The sequence below is a fragment of the Sphingomonas sp. SP3 genome, from assembly GCF_058514305.1.
In genome coordinates this window covers 1,998,718-2,020,587 of record NZ_JBZSOE010000001.1, presented here as the reverse complement: position 1 = coordinate 2,020,587, position 21,870 = coordinate 1,998,718, and the positions used below count along the sequence as shown (strand labels likewise).

Sequence of the window (21,870 nt, the reverse complement as noted above, 5' to 3'; positions counted from 1 at the left end):
CCTACCATGTTGAGGATAGCCCTGCTCGCGGGGTTGCTTGCGCTGCTGTCGAACATCGCGGTGATCGGCTTCATCTACTGGCGCACCCACGACGAGGCGGTGTCGACCGTGCGCCGCCAGGTGGTGGAGCAAGGCAAGGTCCTGTCCGACGTCTACCGTACCGGCGGCAAGGCGGCGCTAGACGACGCAGTCGAGGATACGTTGACCTATGGCGATCCGCAGACTGCGGTGGGCCTGTTCGACCGGAATGGCCGCGAGCTGATCGGCAATCTCGCCGCCGTCCCGCCAGACCCTCAGCCGTGGCGCGAGGGCTACCGGAACGGCCTCATTCGACTGCGTGGCCAGACGACCCCGCACGAAGGTGCGATCGTGATGCAGAAGCTGCCAAACGGCCAGTGGGTCGTCGCCGGGCGCATTTTCGGCGAGGGCCTGGCGCTTCGCGAAACGCTGGAGAGCTCGCTGCTGATCGGCCTGATGTTCGCCGGGCTTCTCGGGCTGCTCTGCGGCGTCATCCTGGCCCAATATGTCGGGCAGCGGATCGCCGGCATCACGGAGGTGGCGGACCGGATCAGCGCGCGCGATCTGTCGCAGCGAGTCCCGCTGACCGGTACGGGCGACGCATTCGATCGCCTTGGCGGACAGATCAACCTTATGCTCGACCGGATCAGCGCGCTGATGGGCGAGCTTCGCCTGCTGACCGACAGCCTCGCGCACGATCTCCGCTCACCGGTAAGCCGGCTTCGTACGGCAGCGCATGCCGCGGCCGAGACGACCGATCCGAAAGAGCAGGAGGAATTGCTCGGGAGCGTCATCCGCCAGGCCGATTCGCTCATGCGTATCCTGACCGCGGTGCTGGAAATCAGTCGCTCCGAAGCCCTGACCGGCCGCAACCAGTTCGCCTGGTTCGACGCCGGCGAACTGTCGGCCGAGCTCAGTGAAATGTACGAGCCGCTGGTCGAGGAAAAGGGCGCGGTCCTGAAGTTCAACCGACCGGAGCGGGCCACGCCGCTCTACGGCCATCGCCAGCTGCTCGCCCAGGCGATCAGCAACCTGCTTGAAAACGCAATCCGCTACGGCTCGTCGGGCCAGGAAATCCGGGTCGGCGTGCTGCCGCGAGAGGGTGAAGTCCGGATCGAAGTCGCGGACCGGGGTCCGGGCATTCCCGAAGCGCTTCGTGCCGAAGCGTTGCGGCGTTTCGGCCGGCTCGATTCAAGCCGCTCGGATGAAGGCGCTGGCCTCGGCCTCGCGCTCGCGCAGGCGATCGCCCACCTGCACAACGGCAAGCTGATGCTCGAGGACAATCATCCGGGCTTGCTCACGATCATGACCCTGCCGCTTCACCGCGAGACCCAGAACGCAAATTAAGGCGGCGGCGGCGGGGGCGGCGGTGGCGGCGGCGGCGGAGGAGGCGCAGGGCACGCGCCCTTCGGTTTCCTTTGCTCCGCGGCACGAAGGAATGATTCGAGCAGGTTGATCTGCCGCTGAACGTCGTCGGGCTTCACCGCCGACATTGCCCCGGCCTTCTTCGCCGCTTTCAGCCGCTTGCGCAGCTCGGCGATCGCGTAGCGCAGCTTGGCCAGCTCGGCGTCCGCGGCGGCCTGGTTTCCACAATCGACCGCCGCCGAATGTCGGATGAAGGCCTCCGCGCCATAGCCGACCAGCGGGTGGTTATCCTCGTTCCCGCCGGGCGCTTCATCTCTCGCGGTTGGAGGTGGAGGTGGCGGCGGGCGCTCGGTTGTCGTTGTAGACGTTTCGGGAGCCACACCCGCAGCGTTGTCGGCCAACACTGGTCCATTTGGAGCCCCGTAATCGCCGCCGATCAGCCGCGGCCGGATCACGGGCTTGCCGTCTTTGTTGCCGCCGGGATTGTAGCGACATACGAGCCAGTTGAACCCGCCGCCCGGCGCGTAGCCGCAGCCGATTTCCGTGGTCTGCGGCCAGATCATCTGCGTGTAGTGCGCGACGTCCATCCAGTTGCCGGTGTTGCTGACGTCTGGGAAAAGGCCGGGCCGGAAATTGCTGCTCTCTTTGGTCCAGAGGTTTACCCACTGACGCGGCGAATAGCCGATTGGCGCACTGAGAATGTTCTCGCGCTCCGTGCCGCGACCCTCGCGCGGCGCATGGACCAGCTGGCGGATCTGGGCGAGCTCTCCGGCGCGCTGGGCCGCATGATCCTGAAGCTCCGGATTCCATTTGAGCGGCGGGGCGCCGACCGCGGCCCTCGCCGCATTGTGCGCGGTAAGAATGTCCTGAGCCCAGGATGGGAGTCTCATCGACGTTTCGGTCGGCTTTTTCGGCTGGGGCGGCGGGCACGGCAGTCGGAACCTCTCGCCCGCCAGCCGATATACGTCGATCAGCTTGAGCCGCTTTTCGGCCTCCTTGACGTCGATATTGCTGAACTCGCCAGCCTTCTTGGCGTCTTTGATCGTTTGCGAAAGCTTCGCCGACATTTCGTCGAGCTCGCGCAATACGTAGTCGGCCTCGCTCGCCCGGTGAAACGACCCTGCGTCGTCCATGAGCTCACCGAGGTGCCTGACCTCGTCCTCGGTCGGGATCCGTGGACCATCCGAAGCGGCCGCCGCGGGTGTCGGGGTCGGCGTGCAGCTTTGTCCGCCGCCGACCGCCGGAGTCGGACCACCCGGCAACGCCCCCGTCGTCTTGCGCTGGGGTTGCGTCTGCTGAGCCTGACGCACGCACTGCCCGACGTGCGCGGCAACCGCGCGTTGAAACAATGCGTTCGCGTTCGCCAGGTCGGCATCTACCTGAGCCTGGTTGATCGGGACGCCCTTCTTCGCCGCCTTTTCCGCACGAATCTTGTTTTGCGCCGCCTCATTGAGCAGCGATTGATAATCGCCGAGATCGACCGGCTTGCAGGTCTGGACGTCCTGGTCGAGCTTCGTCCCGGCCGCGGTAATCCGGGCCCCGAGTCCTCCCTGCGCCGATGCCGCGTCGCCAGCAATGAGCGCGACTGAGCCGACGCCGGCCAAAACCAACTTCGAAAGCCTGAGCATCGCCCCCTCCGCTCAGTGGAAGCGGAGAAGATACGCCACCGGCGAGGCGGAGTCAGCCCTCGATCACGACCTTCGACCCAACCTTGGTCAGGCCATAGAGCTTCTCGGCAAACTTCATCGGCATGCGGATGCAGCCGTGGCTCGCCGGATAGCCGGGGTTCGCGCCGCCGTGGAATGCGATCCCGTAGCTGTCGATGCGCTGCATCCACGGCATCGGCGCATTGTCGTATTTCTTGGAGCGGTACATCGGCCGCTTTTCCAGCACCGACCAGAATCCGAGCGGCGTGATGCGGCCCTGCCGGGCGGTTGAAACGCTCGCCGCGCCGACAAGCTTATCGCCACGGTAAACGTAAGCCATCTGGATCAGGCGGTCGATCACGATGCGCGTGTCGCCCGCGGTCGGGATCGACGAGGCCCAGACATATTCGCCGGGCTTGAGGCCGGTACGGCCCAGCTCAGCGACCATGTCCTTGTAGGCTTGCGGTGCGGCCCCCTGAGTCCACAGATAGGGCGGCTCGTTCTTCGGCGCAGGCGGTGGGGCTTCCGCAACCTTTGGCGGCGGCGCGGTGGAGCAGCCGGCAAGCAAGGCGGCCGTGACCGCAACACTCCATTTTGTGATCGTCCGCACTGCCGTTTCCGCCTGTTGTTTCGGCTGCAACTGACAGCGCGAGCAGTGGTTGCGAGTCAATCCGTCGGTAAACGCGAAGTTACTGTTAACTAGGGATTATTGCGCTATTTCCAGTTGTTCGCGTCTTTCTCGAAGCCTTCGCGCTGGACGCGAACAACGCAAAAGCGCTGCCCGCTCGGCGCGCGCATCACGACCCAGCGCTCAAGCCGTCGATCGACAACCGCGCCGAGCTTCTCGAGCCGCTCGACTTCAGCAGGGATATCGTCGGTCTCAATGTCGAGATGGACGCGGCTTTCATGGTCCACGCGCTGGATCTGCACGCTCACCTGGTCCGGCCGGTTTTCGAGCATGACATAATCGCCGCGCGTGCCCGGATGGTCGGGATCGATCGGGCGGCCAAGGGCTTCCGCCCAGAAGCGCGCCGCTCCGTCGATGTCGTCGACGTTGCAGTCGATCAAAATGCCGTTGATGCGCGAACGGTGCATGCTGCTGCTTTCTTCTTCACGGGCGAACGCGGATGATGGTCTTCCCCGGCCGACGCTCGGTCGGATTGAACGCCGCGACCGCATCGTCGAGCGACGCCACGGTGCCGATGTTCGTGCGCAGCCTTCCATCGCGCACCCGCTGGACGATCTCTTCCAATTGCGCGCGATCCGCCTCGACCACGAAGTCGATCGCGCGGCCCTCGGCGGGCGGCTCTTCGACGGCGCCGACGATCGATACCAAGGCACCGCCGGGTCGAACCAACCGCACCGACCTTTTGCCGATGTCCCCGCCGATGAGGTCGAACACCAGGTCGACTTCGCCGACGTCTTCCAAAGACTCGTGATCGAGGTCGATGAACTCGTTCGCGCCGAAATCGAGCGCCTTCTGGCGGTCGGGCGCGCGCCCGGTGCCGATAACGTGAGCGCCGAACTCATGAGCGATCTGAACCACCATCGACCCGACCGCGCCGGCCGCGCCATGCGCAATCACTCGTTGCCCAGCGCGAAGACGGCCGTGCACGAACAATCCCTGCCACGCGGTCAGTCCAGAGATCGGCAGGCTCGCGCCGACCGTGAAGTCGATCTCGTCCGGCAGAGGCGCCAGGTTGCGCGCCTCGACCGCGACGACTTCGGCCAGGGTGCCGTCGCGATACCAATCGGTAAGGCCGAACACCCGCTCTCCGACCGAAAATCCCGTTGTCCCATAGCCAAGCGCGGTGACGACTCCCGCGACCTCGTGCCCGGGAATCGTCGGCCTCCGGTCGCGGTCGAGCCGGTCCGTCCAGGTCGAAGGCCAGGCGAGCTCGGTGTTGACGAACCCGGCAGCATGAACCTCGACGATAACGTCGTTGATCGCTGCCGCCGGCTCGGGACGTTCCACCCGCTTCATGCCCGCTGTTCCCGCAGCCTGATCGATGACGACAATCGCTTTCATCGAAACGCCTCCTGGATCACTCCCACTCGATCGTTCCGGGCGGCTTCGACGTGTAATCGTAGACCACGCGGTTGATGCCGTTGACCTCGTTGACGATGCGGGTCGCGACGCGGCTCAGGAACTCGGCATCGAACGGGTAGATGTCCGCCGTCATGCCGTCGAGCGAGGTCACCGCGCGCAGCGCACAGACGCTGTCATAGGTACGGTAGTCGCCCATGACCCCGACCGTTCGCACCGGAAGCAGAACCGCGAACGCCTGCCAGATCGCATCGTACAGGCCGGCATTGCGGATCTCTTCGAGATAGATGGCGTCGGCCTTGCGCAGGATATCGCATTTCTCCTCGGTGACCTCGCCCGGGATACGGATGGCGAGGCCCGGGCCCGGGAACGGGTGGCGGCCAACGAAGATCTCGGGCAGTCCGAGTTCGCGGCCAAGTTCGCGCACCTCGTCCTTGAACAATTCGCGCAGCGGCTCGACCAGCTTCATGTTCATGCGCTCGGGCAGCCCGCCGACATTGTGATGGCTCTTGATCGTCACCGACGGGCCGCCGGTGAAGCTGACGCTTTCGATCACGTCCGGATAGAGCGTGCCCTGCGCGAGGAAGTCCGCGCCGCCAATCTTCTTGGCCTCTGCCTCGAACACGTTGATGAACTCGGCGCCGATGAACTTGCGCTTCTTCTCGGGGTCGCTGAGACCCTCCAGGCCGCCGAGGAAGTCGCGGCTCGCGTCCACGTGGACCAGCGGAATGTTGTAGTGACCGCGGAACAGCGACACGACCTGCTCGGCCTCGCCCATGCGCATCAGCCCATGGTCGACGAACACGCAGGTCAGTTGCTCGCCGATCGCTTCGTGGATCAGCACCGCCGCAACCGCGCTGTCGACGCCGCCCGAAAGCCCGCAGATGACCCGGCCATCGCCGACCTGTTCCCGGATGTCGGCGATCTTCGCGTCCTTGAAGCTGGCCATGGTCCAGTCGCCAGCGCAGCCGCAAACGTGACGAACGAAATTCGCGAGCAGCTTGCCGCCGTCCGGTGTGTGCACGACCTCCGGGTGGAACATGGTCGAATAGAAACGCCGGTCTTCGTCGGTCGCGATCGCATAAGGCGCGCCCTCTGACCTTGCGACAATCTTGAAGCCGTCGGGCAATTGCTCGACGCGATCGCCGTGGCTCATCCACACCTGATGCGTCTCGCCGACCTTCCACAGGCCGTCGAACAAAGCGCTGTCGTCGATGATGTCGATGAAGGCGCGGCCGAACTCACGATTGTCGCCTGGCGCAACGGCGCCGCCGAGTTGCTCCGCCATCGCCTGCTGCCCGTAGCAGATGCCGAGGACCGGCAGGCCCTTGTCGAAAAAGTGCTGCGGAGCGCGCGGGCTGTCTTCCCACGTCACCGACGAGGGGCCGCCAGACAGGATGATGCCCTTAGGTTGGAGGCGCTCGAACGCCTCGTCGGCCGAGTTGAACGGGGCGATTTCGGAATAGACGCCGGCTTCGCGGATGCGGCGCGCAATCAGCTGCGTCACCTGGCTGCCGAAGTCGACGATGAGGATGGATTCAGTGGGCTGGACCGTCATTGGGGGCCGATAGAGAGAGCGGAAGAAAGAGTAAAGTTAAGCGATGCATTAAGTATCTTGCTTGGGCTTCGAACGCGCGATACTTAAGCGCATGCTTAACGATTCGCTCGCACTCGACCGCGCGTTCGCCGCCCTTGCCGACCCTGTCCGCCGCGGGATGCTCGCGCGGCTGGCCAAGGGGCCTGCCTCCGTCAGCGAGCTCGCCTCCCCTCTTCCGATCAGTCTCCCCGCCGTCCTCCAGCATCTGAAGGCGCTGGAATCGAGCGGCCTCGTCGCGTCGAAGAAAAAGGGTCGGGTCCGCACCGTGCGCATGCAGGCCGATGCGCTCGGCCTCGCCGAGGACTGGCTCAGCCGCCGGCGAAAGGAATTGGAAGCGCAGCTCGACCGCTTCGAAAATTACGTCGCAACTTTGAAAACCAAAGGAGAAGAATGATGGCCGGTAACACCGACCTTGTGCTTGAACGAACCCTCGACGCTCCGGTCGAGCTGGTGTGGGAAGCCTATACCAATCCCGAGCATATCAAGCAGTGGTTCGCGCCCAAGCCGTATCAGATCACGGAGTGCGACCTGGATCTCCGCCCGGGCGGCGTGTTTCGCATTCGCATGGTCGGGCCTGACGGTTTCGACACCGGGCACGGCGTTCCCGGCTGCGTGCTCGAGGTTGTCGAGAAACAGAAGCTCAGCTGGACCAGCGCGCTTGGTCCCGGTTACCGGCCAAACGAAACCGGCGAAGGCTGCGAGGCCTTTCCGATGACGGCAATCATCACGTTCGAAGACGCCGGAAACGGCAAGACAGCCTACCGTGCAGTTTCTCTCCACAAGGACGAGGCCGACCGCGAGAAGCACGAGCAAATGGGCTTCCAAGACGGCTGGGGGACGGTCGCAACCCAGCTCGAGGAATATGCCCAGGGCCTCACCGCAAACGCTTGAACGAAATGCGCCGGAGTCTTTCGACCCCGGCGCATCCGTTCGCTTGGACTAAAGTCCCTTAGTAGCGGCGGTAGCCGTACTGCGAGTAGTCGTAGTTCGAATAGGGCGTGTAGCTGTTGTAGCCATACGCACCCTGGGCACGGTCAACGTCGACGTCGGTGACAAAGCCGCGATAGTCGGTCTTGCACTTGAACGTCAGGTCGACCTGCTGCTGGCCGTTGTAGCCATAGGCACCGGCATAGCGGCCGCTGTTGGCGACGCCGCGAACGGTGAGGCCACCGTTCGAGCGCTGCTCGACCCGGCTGATGCCAAGCACGCGGGCCTGGCCATAACCGTTGTTGGCATAGCCGTTGTAGCCGTAGCTGCCGTAGCCGCCGTTCAGGCGAGCCTGGACAGCACCGACACACTGGCTGACCGCGGCCTGGCTGTTCGCCTGGCCGTAGCCGTAGCCGTTATAGCCATAGCCATTATAGCCGCCGCCGAGGACCTGGTTGATCACCTGGCCGACGACATTGCCGCTGCCGTAACCCGGGTAGCCGTAGCCGGTGCCGGGGTAATATTGCGCCGCGGCCGGGGCCGCGCTGGCCAATGCGGCAATCGCGACGCCGCCACCAACCAGAAACTTCGTGAAAGCCTTCATGGCCCTTACTCCTCACATTTCCCTGACTCGCCGGGCACAACGCACGGCCGTCTAATTCGTCCAATATCGTTACGGCGTTGCATGATGGCTGAACCGCCTGTTTGCTGCGGTTAAGCTGCTGTATTGCTACCGTTAATCCGGCAAGCCGACTTGTTCGTCCCAGCGCTTCAGTTTGCGATGCCTGTTCCACAGTTCCATCGCCCGGCCGCTTTTCCAACCATCCGCGATTTGAACAGCCTCATCATCATTCTCCGCTTCGAACTCGCGGAAATGATCGATGTGACCGCTGAACCGGTCCATGAAATACAGGCGATAGTAGAGCATCCCCCCGGATCCCGACTGATAGCGAGTCGAGCCATACCACTTATCCACAGGCGCGCCGAGTCACGGGGGGCAATCACGGCGCGGAAAACCTCCCTTCGATCCGGCTCAAATTGCGATCTCGCCAAGACCGCTTTCGAAAGCTAAGGTCGCTGGATCTCAAGGAGGGGCAAAGATGCGTATTATCAGTGGCCTAGCGGCGACCAGTGTCGCCCTGTTTTTCACTGCGACTCCTTCGGTGGCAGCGCCAACGACCTATTCGGCGACGCAGTCGACGTTCAAATATTCGAAGACGTCGACCGCGGCCTCCGGGTGGGGCAACTTCACGCGTGCAACCAGCACGGTCGTCTATGATCCGGTCGCGGGCACTTATACAGTGCGCGACACCGGCAGCGTCACGACGACGTCGACTTTTGGGCCGTCGAACATCTCTTCGACCAACGCCAATTTCACGACCTACAGCAAGCCGGGCACCGGCACGACGGAGACGCTCCGCGTGCTGAACAGTGGGGCTCCGCTGATTTCGCTGAGCTACGTCGATTATGGCCAGTGGCGCCGGACCTCGACCGCGAGCGGTACGACCAGCGTCAACGACACCTATGTCGTCTTCGGCACTAAGTCGCCGTCGTCGGCAGTGAGCAGCGGCACGGGCACCTATTCGACGATCGTGGACGGCACGTTCGTCAACAAGACCGGCTCCTACTCTGTCAGCGGCACCGGCACGTTCACCGCGAACTTTGGCGCATCGGGCGGAACGCTCACCTACAGCACGACTGCGAACGCGACGCCTGAGACTTCGGGTACCGCTTTCTCGTTCGGCACGATGACCGGCACCGGCTCGATCGCCACGGCGAGCGCGAGCTTCAAGGGCACCGGCGTCACCAACGGCGGTGGTTATGCAATGGACGTCGCCGGCAACTTCTACGGCCCGACGGCCCAGGAAGTCGGCGGCACGTTCCGGATCCGTGGCAACAACGGAAACGGCACCGGCGTCATCGTCGGCAATTAATTCGATGCACGGACGGAGGGAGGGCACCGCCTTTCCTCCGTCTCTTTTTGTCCGGGCTGGCCGATGCTGACACTTCTTGCCGCCCTGGCGCTTGGCCAGGCGGCCGCCACGCCTCCCTCGATGCCTTCTGACGACTGCGTTCCCGAAAAGGGATGCGTGCGGACCGGCCCGGCACAGCTCTTCGCGCTTGCCGACACGCTCTACGAACAAGGTGACGCCGAGGGCGCGGCTGGGATCCTTCAGGCGCTCACCCAGGATATCCACCCTGAGCTTCGCGCCGAGGCGCGTTTTAGGCTGGCGGCCTTGCGCGAAAAGATGGGCGATCTTCCGGCCGCGGCGCAGGCGCTTCGCGATCTGCTGGCCGAGCAACCGAACGCCAATCCGGCGCGGCTTGAGCTCGCGCGGATCCTCGCTCGAATGGGCAAAAATGAAGAAGCCCGCAAAGAGATCGCGGTTGCCGAGCGCGCTGGGCTCCCGCTGGAGGTCGAGCAGAGCGTACGGCGTTTCGCCAACGCCATTCCCTCAACAAAACGGCGCGGTCTGTCGCTCGAAATGTCGGCAGGCCCGGATTCGAACATCAACCGCGCGACCAGCGCACAATATGTCGACACGATCATCGCGCCGTTCGAGCTCGACCCGGACGCGCGCGCGCAGTCGGGGATTGGCTTCGCCTTCGGCGGCCAAGCCTTCACCCGCAACGCCATCGGAAGCTTGGATCTATTGAGCCGCGCCGGCGCGCACGCCGACCTTTTCACCAAGTCGCGCTTCAACGACACCCAGGTCACCGCCGACAGCGGCCCCGAATTGGACGGCAAGTTCGGGCGTATTCGCCCCGCCGCCCTCTACGAGCGGCGCTGGTATGGTGGACATCCTTATTCGACCGGGTTCGGTGCATCACTCAATTGGCTGAAGCAACTCGGCGAGAAGACCCAGCTCGAGCTCAACGCTTCGCGAGTCCGTCAAAACATCCAGCCCAATCGCGACCAGGACGCGTGGCGGACCTCGCTCAGCGCCGACATTGCACGGCAACTGGCGCCGGATTCCACCGCGCGCCTGTCGTTGCGCTTCGCCGCGCTCGATGCGCGCGTGAAGCCGGAAAGCCTGCGCCAGCTTGGTGCGGAGCTGCTGCTTGCCAAGCGTTTCCCGACGATCACCGCTTACGTCGACTTCGCCTACAACCGGACGCGCGGGCTCGCGCCCTTGTTCCTGTTCGGCAAGACGCGCCACGACTGGCGCATCGACCTCAGCGGCGGGGTCATTTTCGACAAGGTTCGGCTGGCCGGCTTCTCGCCGCTAATTCGCGTCACCCATAGCGACAGCCAAGCGAATATCGCGCTGTACGATTACCATCGCACACGCCTCGATTTCGGGGTGTCTCGGAGTTTTTGAGGCGAAGCCGCTTAGGCGGCTTCGAACTCTTCCTCGACCATCACCGGGCCCGAATCCTGGCCCTTTGCCGAAACGTCGCGGTCGACGAATTCGATCACGGCGATCGGGGCGGCGTCCGAGGCGCGGATGCCCGCCTTGATGATGCGGATGTAGCCGCCGTTGCGCGCCGCGTAGCGCGGGCCGATCACGTCAAACAGCTTCACCAGCTGCGCGTCGTCCATCAGCCGCGACTGGGCGAGGCGGCGGTTCGACAGCCCGCCGCGCTTAGCCAGCGTCACCAGCTTCTCGACGTAGGGGCGAAGCTCCTTCGCCTTGGCCGTGGTCGTGGTGATCTGCTCATGCTTGATGAGGGCAGCCGCCATGTTGCGGAACAGGGCCGCGCGGTGGCTCGAGGTGCGCTGAAGCTTACGGTGGCCAACACGATGGCGCATGGGTCAGTCCTTTCGTTCGTCAGGGTCCCGTGTGAGGTAGACCCGGCCACGCAGTTCTTCGGGGCGACTGCGCAAAGCCCTAAATGACAACGGCGAGCTTTGGAGCCCGCCGGACGCCGTGCCCTCAAGCGGAATTCGGCCGCTTAGTCAAGCTTATGGCCTTCGCCGTCACCAGATCGCGTAGAGATTATAGAGCATATGCATGACGATCGGCGTGATCACTGACCGCGTCCGCCAGCGCGTCAGGCCCAGCAGGATGCCATCAACGACGATGACCAGGATTACCTGCCAGCTATATTCGTAATGAAGGACCGCCCAGGACGCGGCGGTGGCCGCGATCGTGAAGGCGGTGCCAATCCGTGGTTGGAGCCAGCCGAACAGGAATCCGCGGAACAGCAACTCTTCCACGGCCGGGCCGAGGAAGCAGACGGCAATTACCCTCATCGCGGAAGCTGCGAGGGGGGCTGCCAGCCACGGGCGCCAATCCCAGGCACCACGCCAGCCGAGGGCCGCGTCGCTGGCCAGCATCCAGCCGAGATAGACGACAACGAACAGCAGTGACGGGACGATTAGTGGCCGAACGAGGCCCATCCGCTCGCGCGGCACTTCGCGAGTCCGGAACAGGACAATTGCCAACGCGCCGCCGGAGACGGCGACCTTCATCGCCGCCGAAGTGATTGCACTCACGTGAAAACCCCAAAGATAAGTAACCTATGGGTTACTTGTAACCTTTGAGTTACATGAGTCAAGCGCTAGATGCGGGCTTGAGCTCCGCGAAGGGTGCTTCCCGCGAGGCGGCGGACTAGCGGAGTCAGGCCGCGGTGGCTGGACGCATGATAGGGTGATCCGGATTCCAGCTCCTTGCACAGCCGGCGGTGCGCCTCGCCGAGCGCGTGATAGGGCAGGCCCGGGAGCAAATGGTGAAGCGCGTGGTAGCGCAGGCCCACCGGTGCCCACAGCGCCGGCAGGGTGCCTGGCGGCGGCACGTTGACGCTGTCGAGGAACTGCGCGGTCACCGACATCGGCTCGCCGTCATTCTCCCACAGGTGCGCGACCAGCGTGCGGATCTGGTTGAGGAACATCACGCCAGACGAAATGCCGAGGAAGATCAGGAAATCGCGCATTGGGACGACGCCGGTCGCGACCATTGCGAGCAGCGCGATCGCCCAGACACTGCACGCCGCTTCCTGCCAAGCCCAGTCGCGCGCGAAGTCGCCCTCGGGTTTGGGACGAACGAACTTCGGATTGATCTGCAGGCCCGAATAGCGGCCGACGACCAAGGCCCGCAGTTTCGGAAACAGCAGCGACAGCGGAGCCAGGATCGCGAACCGGATCAGCATGCCGATCGGCGCCAGTGCGGCCGCGATCAGGAATACCGGCAGGGTCCACGGGTGCATCAGCGCCAGCGGCAGATATTCGGGATCGTCGACCGTCCCGTAATAGCGCTTGGCGTGGTGCTGGTTATGGACGCCCTCATACATGAAACTCGGCACCAGGAGGGGCACGCCAACGACCAGGTTCCAGGTGAAGCGGAAGCCCTTCACGGAGCCCTTCTTGATGTGGGTCAGCTCATGAATGAACGACCCCGCGCGATAGAGCGAGAGTACGGCTATGAGTCCGGCCGCGATCGCAACCCAGCCGCTGACCAGCATCGCGGTGAACAGCCCGGCATAACCGAGCAGCGCCGATCCCAGCATGTCCGCCCAGTAGATTGAAGATCGGGGCACGTTGAGGTCGCGCGTCAGGTTCGCCGCGGCCTTTAGCATCGCGGCATCGTCCTTGGCGCGCAGCGGCGCCCGCTGCCCGTTGGGCGCGGCAGCGTCGGTCGAGCGCTGGAGGGTCGCGGTTTTCGTCATGGCTTTGCTGAAACTTCTCTTTCGCAGGAGATAGTGGCGCGAATTGGGCGTTTGAAGGTTCACTGGCGCTGAACGCATTCAGCCGCTAGCCAGTCGCGCCATGAGCAACGCCGTCACCATCCGCCCGGTTGAAACCAAGAAGGACAAAAAAGCCTTCGTCGACTTTGCGTGGGAGGTCTACAAGGACGATCCGGCGTGGATCCCGCCCCTCAAGGATGAAGTCCACGGACTCATTACGCCGGGCAAGAACCCCTGGTTCGAACATGCCAAGGCGCAGCTGTGGCTGGCCGAGCGCGGCGGGAAGGTCGTCGGCCGGATCAGCGCGCAGGTCGACGATCTCGTCCAGGAACATATGGGCAAAGGCATCGGCCAGTGGGGCTTCTTCGACGCACTCGACGGCGAAGCGTCGGCCGCGCTCATCGCCAAGGCCGAGGAATGGCTTCGCGCGCAGGGCATGACCCAGTCGCTTGGCCCAATCAGCCTGTCGATCTGGGATGAGCCGGGCCTTGAGATCGAAGGTTTCTCCGAGCCGCCGACGGTGATGATGGGCCATCACAAGCCCGAATATCATGCCTGGATCACGGCCGCCGGCTACACCAAGGCCAAGGACCTCCTGACCTACGAAGTCGATATCGAACATTGGGACGACCCGATGATCAACCGCCTGATCGCGATGGGCGAGCGCAACCCGCACATCAAGATCCGGATGATCGATAAGTCGAAGTTCGACCAGGAAGCGAGGATCATCCTCAACCTCTTGAATGACGCCTGGTCGAACAATTGGGGCTATGTCCCGCTGACCGAGGCCGAGATCGCCTACGCCGGCAAGAAGCTAAAGCCGATCATCTACAATGAGCTGGTGCGGGTCGCCGAGGTCGATGGAGAAGCGGTCGCCTTCATGATCACGCTTCCCGACATCAACGAGATGATCGCCGATCTGAACGGCGAGATGCTCCCGTTCGGCTGGGCCAAGCTGCTGTGGCGCCTCCACAACCCGAAGACGCGGCGTTCACGCGTGCCGTTGATGGGCGTCGCGAAAAAGCTCCACCAGACGCGCCTGGCGAGCCAGCTCGCCTTCATGCTGATCGAATATACACGGCGCGACTGCGTCGGAAAGTTCGGCATCAAGGTTGGCGAGTTCGGCTGGATCCTCGAGGACAATAAGGGGATGCTGTCGATCGCCCAGCTGCCGAGCGCGAAGGTCAACCACCGCTACCGGATCTTCGAGAAGGCGCTCTAACCCGCAGCTTTGGCCCTACGCCGGCCGAGCGCTAGCGCGCCGGCAAGGCACAGCCCAAAAACGCCGCCCTCGATCGTCGCGGTCAGCGCTTCGCTGATCGGACCGAAGCCTTGCTCTCCGACGAGCGAACCGATCGCGTCCAACCGCAGCCGGCCATCCGGGAATCCTTGCGACAGAAGATTGAGGCTCCCGCCCAGCAAATGACCACCGAGCAGCGGGACGAGCAGCCCGGCAATCGCACCGGCTAGACCTCCGACCGCCGCGCTGCGGCGGACATCGAGGCCACGGCGAGACGAGATCCACGCCGATAGTCCGAGCGCGGCGCCCAGCAGCGCTCCCTCCGCCGCGCCCGTCATTGCGACTGGGGAATGGCCCAACAGCAATGCGAACCCGTCGAGGCCGAGGAGGCGGGCAATGGCGCCGGTCGCGAGGCCGCCCAGCATCCCGCCGCCCGCGGTTGCTTGCCACTTGTCGCCCGGTATCAGCTTGGCCGCGCCGATCCCCGCGCCGACGCCCAATCCGCCGACCAGCCCGATCAAGGTCGTCAGCGTCGACAACACGAGCAGCACGGATAATGTGCCGATCTCATCGCCGGGCGCTCGCGACATGACCAGTCCGTAGAGCAGGCCGCCGGCGATTCCCGCGACAGCGCCGCCGCCACCGCCGGCGGCGGCGGTGCGCAACACAATGCGGGCGGCTTGCGAAGTAATCGCAGCGGATGCCTTCGCGCCACCGCCCGACCACTCGGCATCCCCAATGAATCTGTAACCGTGCTTGGGCACTGTCTCGATGAAACGTGGCCGCGCGGCATCGTCACCGAGCTCGCGGCGCAAGGTCCTTATGCACTGGGTCAGCGCCTCGTCGGTCACTGGGACCCCACGCCACACCTCGTCCATGAAGCGGTCCTTGGTGACGAGGCGCCCACGATCACGAAGCAGCAAGGTTAGCGCATCGAGGTAGCGGCTGCTGACGTCGAGCCGCTCCGGGCCCCGCCGAAGCAGCCTCTCAGCCGGATCGAACGTAAAGTCTCCGAAGCGAAAGCTGCCCGCCGTCATTCTTCAGCACATCCTCACAAGATGCTCATGCTGATCATATTCTGTCGTGCCAAGACCGGTGCCGCAATCGGAGGCGCAAGCATGACTGAATCGACCGATCGACTTTGGAACGCGTGGCGGATCGCGCGATGGACCGCTGTGCTGGTCCTGCTGCTCTTGCCGGCGGTGATGATGCAGGTCAGCGATGAGTGGAATTGGGGCATCGGCGACTTCCTGTTCGCCGGAACGATGATTGGCGGGGTGACGCTGCTCTACGAGCTCGCCGAACGCGCGAGCGGAAGTCGCGCTTACCGTGCGGGCGCCGGCCTCGCGCTCGTCACCTGCCTGATGACGGTGTGGACGACGATCGTTCGCGATAATGGCGACGGCATGATTTTCTTCGAATTGGTGATGGCGGCGGTTGTCGGCTCGTTCGCCGCCTGGTTCCGGCCTGCCGGAATGTCGCGAACTATGACCGGCGTCGCTGTGATGCAGGTGCTGGTCGGAATCGCCATCGCGACCGCACCGTCCGCCGAAAGCTTTCCCGGCGGAGCGCCGAGGGCTTTGCTGTTCAACGGATTCTTCGCCTTGCTGTGGCTGACCTCTGCAGCTTTCTTCCGAGCCGCAGCCCGGAGCGATTCCGATTAGCTGAGCTCAACCCAGGTCGGCGCGTGGTCGGAGGCCTTCTCTTCGCCACGCGCCCAGCGATCCACGCCGGCGCCCCGCAGCCGGTCGGCCGCCTCGGGCGAGCAGAGTAGGTGATCGAGCCGGAAGCCAAGGTCGCGCTGCCAACAGCCGGCCGTATAGTCCCAGAAGGTGTAGAGCTTGGGCTCGTCCGGATGGAATGAGCGCAGCGCGTCCGTCCAGCCCTGATTGACGATCCGACGCCACTGATCGCGCGCTTCGGGCTGCATCACCGCGTCATGCTGGGTTGCGCGGACCGAGAAGACATCGCGATCTTCGGGCACGACGTTCCAGTCGCCGCACAGGATCGCCGGCTTCTCTTCCTTGATCAGTTCCGCGGCGCGCTCGCGCAGCCGCTCCATCCAGCGGATTTTGTACTCGAACTTCTCGGTGCCGACCGGATTGCCGTTCGGGAGATAGATGGAGCCGACGATAATGCCGTAGACCTCGGCCTCGATATAGCGACTGTGACTATCGTCGGGATCACCCGGAAGTCCCACGCGCCGCAGCTCGGGGGTCGCGCCTTTTGCCAGGATCGCGACACCGTTGAAGCCCTTCTGCCCGTGCCACACCGCGCTGTATCCGGCAGCTTCGATATCCGCGATCGGCAGCGCCTCGTCGGCGCATTTCAGCTCCTGCAGCGCGACCACGTCGGGCTTCTCGCGGTCGAGCCATTCGAGGAGCCGGGGGAGGCGCGCGCGGATGCCATTGAGATTGTAAGTGACGAGCTTCATGGCGCCCGCCCTAGCCGTTCGAAATCAGACCGAGAAGCTCGATCCGCAGCCGCACCCCGACTGGGCGTTCGGATTGGTGACCTTGAACGCCGCGCCACCCAAATCCTCGACGAAATCGACCGCCGAACCTTTGACCAGCTCCAGGCTCATCGGGTCGACGACCAGCTTCACACCGTCGGTCTCGGTGACGGTGTCGTCATCGGCCTGATCGCCGAGCTCGAACTTGTAGGTGAAACCCGCGCAGCCGCCGCCGTCGACCGCGAGACGCAGGATCGCGGGCTTGGCCTGGCGTTCGGCGATCCACGCCACGCGCTTGGCTGCATTCTCGGTGAGGATGATGTCTGCTTCGCTCACAAGAGCGAGATAGGAAGCGCCGGCGGGCGCGACAACCTTACTTGCCGCCGCCCGGTCCGCCGATCGCCAGCGATTCCATCGGCGCGGCGTTGGCGCGGCGCTGCATGGCAAGGACGTAATCGGTCGACTTCATGAACGGGATCGGGTTCACGGCGCGGCCGTCGATCCGCACTTCATAGTGCAGGTGATTGCCGGTCGAGCGGCCGGTAGAACCCATGCGGCCGATCAGCTGGCCGCGGTTGATATGCTCGCCCGCGGAAACCAGAACCGCCGACATGTGGCCGTAACGGGTGGTGATGCCCCGGCCGTGGTCGATCTCGACCAAATTGCCGTAACCGCCGCTGTTCCAGCCCGCGCGAAGCACGGTGCCGTCTGCAGTCGCGTAGATCGGCGTGCCATAAGCGCCCGCAAGGTCGATGCCCGGGTGCATTGCCGCACCGGCATGGAACGGGTCGGAGCGGACGCCGAAGCCGCTGCTGAACGACACGTCGGACCTGACCGGCTTATCGGAAGGAATGGCGATCACGCCGTCCTGGAGCTGGTCGAGCTTCTTCCAGCTGTTGAACAGCGCCTTGAAGGTCGGGTTGCCGGCGGACTCGAACGGGCCGCCGACTCCATCGGCGCCGACGCGGGCCGGGCTGATGCCGAGCTTCTTCAGCTCGGCGGCGGTGACCTGGTAGCGGACGTCGAGCGCAGCGGCGACGAGCGCGGCCTGCTCCATCTGCTGCTGTTCGACACGAGCGAGCGGGCCATCCTTGACGAGCTGGCCACCGGCGGCCGCTGCAACCATCTTCGCATCAATCTTCTGGCCGCTCAGCGCTGCCTCGATCAGCGCCTGGCGCTGCTCGATCATGCGAGCACGCTGCTCGGTCGCTGCGGAGAGGCTTGCGAGGCTGTTGATGCCGTGCGGGCGGGTAATCAGGCGGGCGGTGGCGTAGCTGGCCCAGGCCACGAGGCCGAGCAGGATGACGAAGAGGACGGCTTGAACGGGCGCGGAAATGCGGAATCGACGAAGCTTGGAGCCGTCGTGCACGAACAGATCGCGATCGCGAAATAGGCCCGACGTCGCGGCCAGTACTTGCGTCATTGTGTCCCCGCTCCAAAGCTTCAACGCCACACGCTTCTTGCGTGCCACGCTCGTCCACTCGAATTAGGAGCTCCCCGCCCCCAGCCTGCAACGCGGTTGCCCGCCACGTGTATCGGCAGGCAGACCCTGCTTCCGGATGGTTAACAAATTCAACCTACGGTTCCTGAAGGCGGGACGAGTCGGCGGACTCTTGCGATGAATCGTTCATCTGGCGCTCATCCGCTCCGGATTCGAGCAATTCCAAGCCCTTGAAGCGCCTCGTCGCGAATCTTTCACGCGCGCCATTGCCTTCCCGAGTCCAGCCACTAGAGCCGGCTTCGGGCCACGCCGTCCCAACGCGGCGCGAGCTCTCTGCGAGGAGAGTGAAATTGATGACACGTCCTAACGCGCTTCCGGCGCGTCCTTTCTTTTCTTCCGGACCCTGCGCCAAGCCGCCCGGTTGGTCGGCGCAAGCCCTCGACACATCGGTCCTCGGCCGTTCGCATCGGGGGGCGCTCGGCAAGGCCCGCCTCGCCGAAGCGATCGAGCGCACCCACGCCTTGCTCGAGCTTCCCGCCGACTACCGCCTCGGCATTGTCCCCGCGTCCGACACCGGCGCGATGGAGATGGCCTTGTGGTCGCTGCTCGGCGAAGCGCCCGTTACCATGCTTGCGTGGGAGAGCTTCGGTGCCGGCTGGGTTACCGATGTCGCCAAGCAGCTGAAGCTCGACGCCGATATCCGTACCGCCGGCTATGGCGAGATCGCGGATCTGTCCGGCATCGATCCGTCGAGCGACGTGGTCTTCACCTGGAACGGCACGACCAGCGGCGTTCGCGTGCCCGACGGGAATTGGATCGTGGCTGACCGCACCGGCCTCTCGATCTGCGACGCTACTTCCGCCGCCTTTGCCCAGCGAATCGACTGGGCGAAGGTCGATGTGGGTACCTTCAGCTGGCAAAAGGCGCTCGGCGGCGAAGCGGCGCACGGCATGCTCGTGCTCTCTCCCCGCGCGGTTGAGCGGCTCGAACGGCCTGCGCCGCGCCCGCTCCCCAAGATCTTCCGCCTGACCAAAGGCGGCAAGTTGATCGACGGCATCTTCCGCGGCGAGACGATCAACACGCCATCGATGCTGGCGGTCGAGGACTGGCTGCTGTGCATCGACTGGGCCGAACGGACCGGCGGCCTTTCGGCGCTCGTCGCCCGCGCCGACGCCAACGCCGCGGCGCTCGACCGTTGGGTCCAGTCGGCCGATTGGATCGAGCATCTCGTGCCCGACCCCGCGATCCGCTCCAACACCTCGCTCTGCCTACAATTCGCCGATCGCTCGAATGTCGAAGCCAATAGGGCCCGGCAGAAGGCGATCGCGAAGCTGCTCGAAGCCGAAGGCGCGGGCTTCGACATCGGGGCCTATCGAGATGCACCGCCGGGTATCCGCATCTGGTGCGGAGCGACCGTCGACACCGCCGACATCGAGGCCCTTGGGCCGTGGCTCAATTGGGCCTGGGCTCAGGTTGGGGAGCAGACCAAATGACCGAGCAAGTAAGCGTTCTCATCGCCGACAAGATGGACCCCAGGGCCGCGGCGATCTTCCGCGACCGCGGCATTCACGTCGACGAAAAGCCCGGGCTCGCGCCGAAAGAACTGGCGGCGATTGCCGCCGACTATGACGGCATTGCGGTCCGTAGTTCGACCAAGATCAGCGCCGCAATCATGGATGCCGCGCTCCCCCGCCTGAAGGTGATCGGTCGCGCCGGAATCGGTGTCGACACGATCGACGTGCCCGCCGCTTCGGCACGCGGCATCGTCGTCATGAACACCCCGTTCGGCAACTCCATCACCACCGCCGAGCATGCGATCGCGATGCTCTTCGCGCTCGCCCGCGACATCCCGCAGGCAGACCAGTCGACGCAGGCCGGCAAATGGGAAAAGAGTCGCTTCATGGGCGTCGAGCTCGCGGGCAAGACGTTGGGCCTCGTCGGCTGCGGCAATATCGGGTCGATCGTCGCCGACCGCGCCCATGGCCTCAAGATGAAGGTCGCTGCTTACGACCCGTTCCTGTCGCCAGAACGCGCGGTCGAACTCGGCGTCGACAAGGTCGAGCTCGATGAGCTGCTCGCCCGCGCCGACTTCATCACCTTGCACACGCCGCTGACCGACCAGACCCGCGGGATTATCAGCCGCGATGCGCTGGCCAAGACCAAGCCGGGGGTACGCATCGTCAATTGCGCGCGCGGCGGCCTGATCGACGAAGCGGCTCTGAAAGACGCGCTCGAAAGCGGCCATGTCGCGGGCGCGGCGCTCGACGTCTTCAGCCAGGAACCGGCCAAGGAAAATCCGCTGTTCGGCACGCCGGGCCTCATCTGCACCCCGCACCTGGGGGCCTCAACCACCGAAGCGCAGGTCAACGTCGCGATCCAGGTCGCGGAGCAGATGGCCGATTTCCTGCTGCTCGGCGGAATCACCAATGCGGTGAACGTGCCGTCGCTGTCGGCCGAGGAAGCGCCGCGGCTAAAGCCCTATATGGGTCTTGCCGAGAAGCTCGGCCGCCTGGTCGGACAGATCGCTGGCACCGAGATTCGCTCGATCGATATTGAGGTCGAAGGCCATGCCGCCGAACTCAACATCAAGCCGATCACCGGCGCGGTTCTTGCAGGGCTGATGCGCACCTGGTCGGACACGGTGAACATGGTCAACGCACCGTACCTTGCGAAGGAGCGGGGCATTGCCGTGCGCGAAATCCGCAACGAAGGCGAGGGCGACTATCACACCCTGATCGCGGTCACCGTCGGCACCGACCATGGCCCGCGCCGCGTCGAAGGCACCCTGTTCGGGAACCGCGCGCCGCGCCTCGTGAAGATCTTCGGCATCCAGGTCGAAGCCGAGCTCGACGGCCAGATGATCTACATCGTCAACGACGACGCGCCCGGGTTCATCGGCGCGCTCGGCACCAGGCTTGGCGAGAACAAGATCAACATCGCGACCTTCAACCTCGGTCGTCATGAAGCCGGCGGCGAGGCGGTAGCTTTGGTCTCGGTCGACGATCCGATCAGCCGCGATGTCGCGGGCGAGCTTCACGCCATCCCGGGCGTCCGCGAAGTCGTCCCGCTCAGCTTCTAGATAAGAAAAGGGCGCCCGCTCCGGTCGGAGGGGCGCCCTGTGGCCAGCCGCCTGCGTGCGGACGGCCGGTACTTGATAGATTAGTTGGCGCTGTTGCCGTCGGCGTCGGCGCCGTTGCGGACCGTGTCAGCCTTCTGCTCGCCCGCATCGCGGACGGCGTCAGCAGCATTCTCGGTATTCGCCTGCATCGCGTCAGCCGCGTTGTCGACGTTCGCTTCCATCGTGTCCGCGACATTCTCGGCATTCGCTTCGATGTTGTCGGCGGTCTGTTCCTGCGGGCTCTTGTTGCAAGCCGCGAGCGAACCCAGGCCGAGCGCGATCGCGAGAACGGTGGTGGTCTTCATTTGCTTTCCCCTTATGTGGTCTCAATAGGCCGCGCCGGGGCACGTCCAGGCGAGCAATACGCCCGGCCCGGCTTTTCTGTTCCGCT

The 21,870-nt window shown here is 64.5% G+C and carries 24 protein-coding genes; 9 read left to right on the top strand and 15 right to left on the bottom strand.

Annotated features, from left to right (window positions below; all coding sequences use genetic code 11):
- Positions 1 to 6 precede the first annotated feature (6 nt).
- Positions 7 to 1,365 carry a sensor histidine kinase gene (locus tag AC4K8G_RS10520; protein WP_491734449.1) on the top strand — a complete coding sequence of 453 codons (1,359 nt, stop codon included), beginning with the start codon at positions 7 to 9 and terminating at the stop codon, positions 1,363 to 1,365.
- Here AC4K8G_RS10520 and AC4K8G_RS10515 read toward each other — a convergent pair.
- The 5 genes from AC4K8G_RS10515 to guaA all read right to left on the bottom strand — a co-directional run bounded on the left by AC4K8G_RS10515 (position 1,362) and on the right by guaA (position 6,634).
- The gene (locus AC4K8G_RS10515) at positions 1,362 to 3,011 is read right to left on the bottom strand and encodes a CAP domain-containing protein (RefSeq protein ID WP_491734102.1); all 1,650 of its coding nucleotides are present in this window, start codon (positions 3,009 to 3,011) and stop codon (positions 1,362 to 1,364) included. The two genes, AC4K8G_RS10520 and AC4K8G_RS10515, sit on opposite strands and share 4 nt — an antisense overlap.
- Positions 3,012 to 3,063: 52 nt before the next feature.
- Complete coding sequence (locus AC4K8G_RS10510; RefSeq protein WP_491734101.1) at positions 3,064 to 3,639, bottom strand: L,D-transpeptidase family protein; 576 nt, start codon at positions 3,637 to 3,639, stop codon at positions 3,064 to 3,066.
- A 104-nt stretch (positions 3,640 to 3,743) separates the two neighbouring features.
- Positions 3,744 to 4,124 (bottom strand): VOC family protein, encoded by a 381-nt coding sequence (locus tag AC4K8G_RS10505; RefSeq protein ID WP_491734100.1) that lies wholly within the window; start codon positions 4,122 to 4,124, stop codon positions 3,744 to 3,746.
- 16 nt (positions 4,125 to 4,140) lie between these two features.
- Positions 4,141 to 5,058, bottom strand: coding sequence for an NADP-dependent oxidoreductase (locus AC4K8G_RS10500; protein WP_491734099.1), 918 nt, complete (start codon positions 5,056 to 5,058; stop codon positions 4,141 to 4,143).
- Positions 5,059 to 5,074: 16 nt separating this feature from the next.
- Positions 5,075 to 6,634, bottom strand: a complete 1,560-nt coding sequence (gene guaA, locus AC4K8G_RS10495) for a glutamine-hydrolyzing GMP synthase (protein WP_491734098.1) — start codon at positions 6,632 to 6,634, stop codon at positions 5,075 to 5,077.
- 91 nt (positions 6,635 to 6,725) lie between these two features.
- Here guaA and AC4K8G_RS10490 point away from each other — a divergent pair, with 91 nt between their 5' ends.
- Both AC4K8G_RS10490 and AC4K8G_RS10485 read left to right on the top strand, forming a co-directional pair.
- On the top strand, positions 6,726 to 7,067 hold the full coding sequence (locus AC4K8G_RS10490; protein ID WP_491734097.1) for an ArsR/SmtB family transcription factor: 342 nt from the start codon (positions 6,726 to 6,728) through the stop codon (positions 7,065 to 7,067).
- Positions 7,064 to 7,564, top strand: a complete 501-nt coding sequence (locus AC4K8G_RS10485) for an SRPBCC family protein (protein ID WP_491734096.1) — start codon at positions 7,064 to 7,066, stop codon at positions 7,562 to 7,564. Before AC4K8G_RS10490 ends, AC4K8G_RS10485 begins: the two co-directional genes overlap by 4 nt.
- Before the next feature lie 58 nt (positions 7,565 to 7,622).
- Here AC4K8G_RS10485 and AC4K8G_RS10480 read toward each other — a convergent pair whose 3' ends face one another.
- Both AC4K8G_RS10480 and AC4K8G_RS10475 read right to left on the bottom strand, forming a co-directional pair.
- The gene (locus AC4K8G_RS10480; RefSeq protein WP_491734095.1) at positions 7,623 to 8,204 is read right to left on the bottom strand and encodes a hypothetical protein; all 582 of its coding nucleotides are present in this window, start codon (positions 8,202 to 8,204) and stop codon (positions 7,623 to 7,625) included.
- A gap of 132 nt (positions 8,205 to 8,336) precedes the next feature.
- Positions 8,337 to 8,528: a hypothetical protein gene (locus AC4K8G_RS10475; protein ID WP_491734094.1), complete on the bottom strand. Its 192-nt coding sequence runs from the start codon at positions 8,526 to 8,528 to the stop codon at positions 8,337 to 8,339.
- Positions 8,529 to 8,700: 172 nt separating this feature from the next.
- Between AC4K8G_RS10475 and AC4K8G_RS10470 the strand changes: the two genes are divergently transcribed.
- Together AC4K8G_RS10470 and AC4K8G_RS10465 are read left to right on the top strand one after the other, a co-directional pair.
- A complete protein-coding gene (locus AC4K8G_RS10470; protein WP_491734093.1) occupies positions 8,701 to 9,534 on the top strand; it encodes a HupA family protein in 834 nt (277 codons plus the stop codon).
- Positions 9,535 to 9,597: 63 nt separating this feature from the next.
- On the top strand, positions 9,598 to 10,923 hold the full coding sequence (locus AC4K8G_RS10465; RefSeq protein WP_491734092.1) for a surface lipoprotein assembly modifier: 1,326 nt from the start codon (positions 9,598 to 9,600) through the stop codon (positions 10,921 to 10,923).
- 11 nt (positions 10,924 to 10,934) lie between these two features.
- Here AC4K8G_RS10465 and rplQ read toward each other — a convergent pair whose 3' ends face one another.
- The 3 genes from rplQ to AC4K8G_RS10450 all read right to left on the bottom strand — a co-directional run bounded on the left by rplQ (position 10,935) and on the right by AC4K8G_RS10450 (position 13,210).
- Positions 10,935 to 11,354: a 50S ribosomal protein L17 gene (gene rplQ, locus AC4K8G_RS10460; protein ID WP_491734091.1), complete on the bottom strand. Its 420-nt coding sequence runs from the start codon at positions 11,352 to 11,354 to the stop codon at positions 10,935 to 10,937.
- A gap of 168 nt (positions 11,355 to 11,522) precedes the next feature.
- Complete coding sequence (locus AC4K8G_RS10455) at positions 11,523 to 12,041, bottom strand: CPBP family intramembrane glutamic endopeptidase (RefSeq protein ID WP_491734090.1); 519 nt, start codon at positions 12,039 to 12,041, stop codon at positions 11,523 to 11,525.
- Positions 12,042 to 12,106: 65 nt separating this feature from the next.
- Entirely contained in the window at positions 12,107 to 13,210 is a 1,104-nt protein-coding gene (locus AC4K8G_RS10450; protein ID WP_491734089.1) for a fatty acid desaturase family protein, read from the bottom strand.
- 100 nt (positions 13,211 to 13,310) lie between these two features.
- Between AC4K8G_RS10450 and AC4K8G_RS10445 the strand changes: the two genes are divergently transcribed.
- Positions 13,311 to 14,450: a GNAT family N-acetyltransferase gene (locus AC4K8G_RS10445; RefSeq protein ID WP_491734088.1), complete on the top strand. Its 1,140-nt coding sequence runs from the start codon at positions 13,311 to 13,313 to the stop codon at positions 14,448 to 14,450.
- Here the strand turns inward: AC4K8G_RS10445 and AC4K8G_RS10440 are convergent.
- Positions 14,447 to 15,505, bottom strand: a complete 1,059-nt coding sequence (locus AC4K8G_RS10440; RefSeq protein ID WP_491734087.1) for a winged helix-turn-helix domain-containing protein — start codon at positions 15,503 to 15,505, stop codon at positions 14,447 to 14,449. The genes AC4K8G_RS10445 and AC4K8G_RS10440 overlap by 4 nt on opposite strands.
- An 81-nt stretch (positions 15,506 to 15,586) precedes the next feature.
- Here AC4K8G_RS10440 and AC4K8G_RS10435 point away from each other — a divergent pair, with 81 nt between their 5' ends.
- The gene (locus AC4K8G_RS10435; protein ID WP_491734086.1) at positions 15,587 to 16,132 is read left to right on the top strand and encodes a hypothetical protein; all 546 of its coding nucleotides are present in this window, start codon (positions 15,587 to 15,589) and stop codon (positions 16,130 to 16,132) included.
- On the opposite strand, the gene xth is transcribed toward AC4K8G_RS10435, so the two are convergent.
- The 3 genes from xth to AC4K8G_RS10420 are packed head-to-tail and all read right to left on the bottom strand — an operon-like array spanning position 16,129 to position 18,343.
- Positions 16,129 to 16,902 carry an exodeoxyribonuclease III gene (gene xth / locus AC4K8G_RS10430; RefSeq protein ID WP_491734085.1) on the bottom strand — a complete coding sequence of 258 codons (774 nt, stop codon included), beginning with the start codon at positions 16,900 to 16,902 and terminating at the stop codon, positions 16,129 to 16,131. The two genes, AC4K8G_RS10435 and xth, sit on opposite strands and share 4 nt — an antisense overlap.
- A gap of 24 nt (positions 16,903 to 16,926) precedes the next feature.
- A complete protein-coding gene (gene erpA / locus AC4K8G_RS10425; RefSeq protein ID WP_491734084.1) occupies positions 16,927 to 17,256 on the bottom strand; it encodes an iron-sulfur cluster insertion protein ErpA in 330 nt (109 codons plus the stop codon).
- 37 nt (positions 17,257 to 17,293) lie between these two features.
- A complete protein-coding gene (locus tag AC4K8G_RS10420; RefSeq protein ID WP_491734083.1) occupies positions 17,294 to 18,343 on the bottom strand; it encodes a M23 family metallopeptidase in 1,050 nt (349 codons plus the stop codon).
- Between the two features lie 371 nt (positions 18,344 to 18,714).
- Here AC4K8G_RS10420 and AC4K8G_RS10415 point away from each other — a divergent pair, with 371 nt between their 5' ends.
- Both AC4K8G_RS10415 and serA read left to right on the top strand, forming a co-directional pair.
- Positions 18,715 to 19,854, top strand: coding sequence for a phosphoserine transaminase (locus AC4K8G_RS10415; RefSeq protein WP_491734082.1), 1,140 nt, complete (start codon positions 18,715 to 18,717; stop codon positions 19,852 to 19,854).
- On the top strand, positions 19,851 to 21,440 hold the full coding sequence (gene serA, locus AC4K8G_RS10410; RefSeq protein ID WP_491734081.1) for a phosphoglycerate dehydrogenase: 1,590 nt from the start codon (positions 19,851 to 19,853) through the stop codon (positions 21,438 to 21,440). The genes AC4K8G_RS10415 and serA overlap by 4 nt, the downstream gene beginning before the upstream one ends.
- A gap of 80 nt (positions 21,441 to 21,520) precedes the next feature.
- On the opposite strand, the gene AC4K8G_RS10405 is transcribed toward serA, so the two are convergent.
- Complete coding sequence (locus tag AC4K8G_RS10405) at positions 21,521 to 21,784, bottom strand: hypothetical protein (RefSeq protein WP_491734080.1); 264 nt, start codon at positions 21,782 to 21,784, stop codon at positions 21,521 to 21,523.
- Positions 21,785 to 21,870: the final 86 nt, after the last annotated feature.

Excerpts from the sequence above, each read along its gene's own strand:
- AC4K8G_RS10520 (WP_491734449.1), top strand. The coding sequence starts at position 7 with ATGTTGAGGATAGCCCTGCTCGCGGGGTTGCTTGCGCTGCTGTCGAAC.
- AC4K8G_RS10515 (WP_491734102.1), bottom strand. The coding sequence starts at position 3,011 with ATGCTCAGGCTTTCGAAGTTGGTTTTGGCCGGCGTCGGCTCAGTCGCG.
- AC4K8G_RS10505 (WP_491734100.1), bottom strand. The coding sequence starts at position 4,124 with ATGCACCGTTCGCGCATCAACGGCATTTTGATCGACTGCAACGTCGAC.
- AC4K8G_RS10500 (WP_491734099.1), bottom strand. The coding sequence starts at position 5,058 with ATGAAAGCGATTGTCGTCATCGATCAGGCTGCGGGAACAGCGGGCATG.
- guaA (WP_491734098.1), bottom strand. The coding sequence starts at position 6,634 with ATGACGGTCCAGCCCACTGAATCCATCCTCATCGTCGACTTCGGCAGC.
- AC4K8G_RS10490 (WP_491734097.1), top strand. The coding sequence starts at position 6,726 with ATGCTTAACGATTCGCTCGCACTCGACCGCGCGTTCGCCGCCCTTGCC.
- AC4K8G_RS10485 (WP_491734096.1), top strand. The coding sequence starts at position 7,064 with ATGATGGCCGGTAACACCGACCTTGTGCTTGAACGAACCCTCGACGCT.
- AC4K8G_RS10480 (WP_491734095.1), bottom strand. The coding sequence starts at position 8,204 with ATGAAGGCTTTCACGAAGTTTCTGGTTGGTGGCGGCGTCGCGATTGCC.
- AC4K8G_RS10475 (WP_491734094.1), bottom strand. The coding sequence starts at position 8,528 with ATGCTCTACTATCGCCTGTATTTCATGGACCGGTTCAGCGGTCACATC.
- AC4K8G_RS10470 (WP_491734093.1), top strand. The coding sequence starts at position 8,701 with ATGCGTATTATCAGTGGCCTAGCGGCGACCAGTGTCGCCCTGTTTTTC.
- AC4K8G_RS10465 (WP_491734092.1), top strand. The coding sequence starts at position 9,598 with ATGCTGACACTTCTTGCCGCCCTGGCGCTTGGCCAGGCGGCCGCCACG.
- rplQ (WP_491734091.1), bottom strand. The coding sequence starts at position 11,354 with ATGCGCCATCGTGTTGGCCACCGTAAGCTTCAGCGCACCTCGAGCCAC.
- AC4K8G_RS10450 (WP_491734089.1), bottom strand. The coding sequence starts at position 13,210 with ATGACGAAAACCGCGACCCTCCAGCGCTCGACCGACGCTGCCGCGCCC.
- AC4K8G_RS10445 (WP_491734088.1), top strand. The coding sequence starts at position 13,311 with ATGAGCAACGCCGTCACCATCCGCCCGGTTGAAACCAAGAAGGACAAA.
- AC4K8G_RS10440 (WP_491734087.1), bottom strand. The coding sequence starts at position 15,505 with ATGACGGCGGGCAGCTTTCGCTTCGGAGACTTTACGTTCGATCCGGCT.
- AC4K8G_RS10435 (WP_491734086.1), top strand. The coding sequence starts at position 15,587 with ATGACTGAATCGACCGATCGACTTTGGAACGCGTGGCGGATCGCGCGA.
- xth (WP_491734085.1), bottom strand. The coding sequence starts at position 16,902 with ATGAAGCTCGTCACTTACAATCTCAATGGCATCCGCGCGCGCCTCCCC.
- AC4K8G_RS10420 (WP_491734083.1), bottom strand. The coding sequence starts at position 18,343 with ATGACGCAAGTACTGGCCGCGACGTCGGGCCTATTTCGCGATCGCGAT.
- AC4K8G_RS10415 (WP_491734082.1), top strand. The coding sequence starts at position 18,715 with ATGACACGTCCTAACGCGCTTCCGGCGCGTCCTTTCTTTTCTTCCGGA.
- serA (WP_491734081.1), top strand. The coding sequence starts at position 19,851 with ATGACCGAGCAAGTAAGCGTTCTCATCGCCGACAAGATGGACCCCAGG.
- AC4K8G_RS10405 (WP_491734080.1), bottom strand. The coding sequence starts at position 21,784 with ATGAAGACCACCACCGTTCTCGCGATCGCGCTCGGCCTGGGTTCGCTC.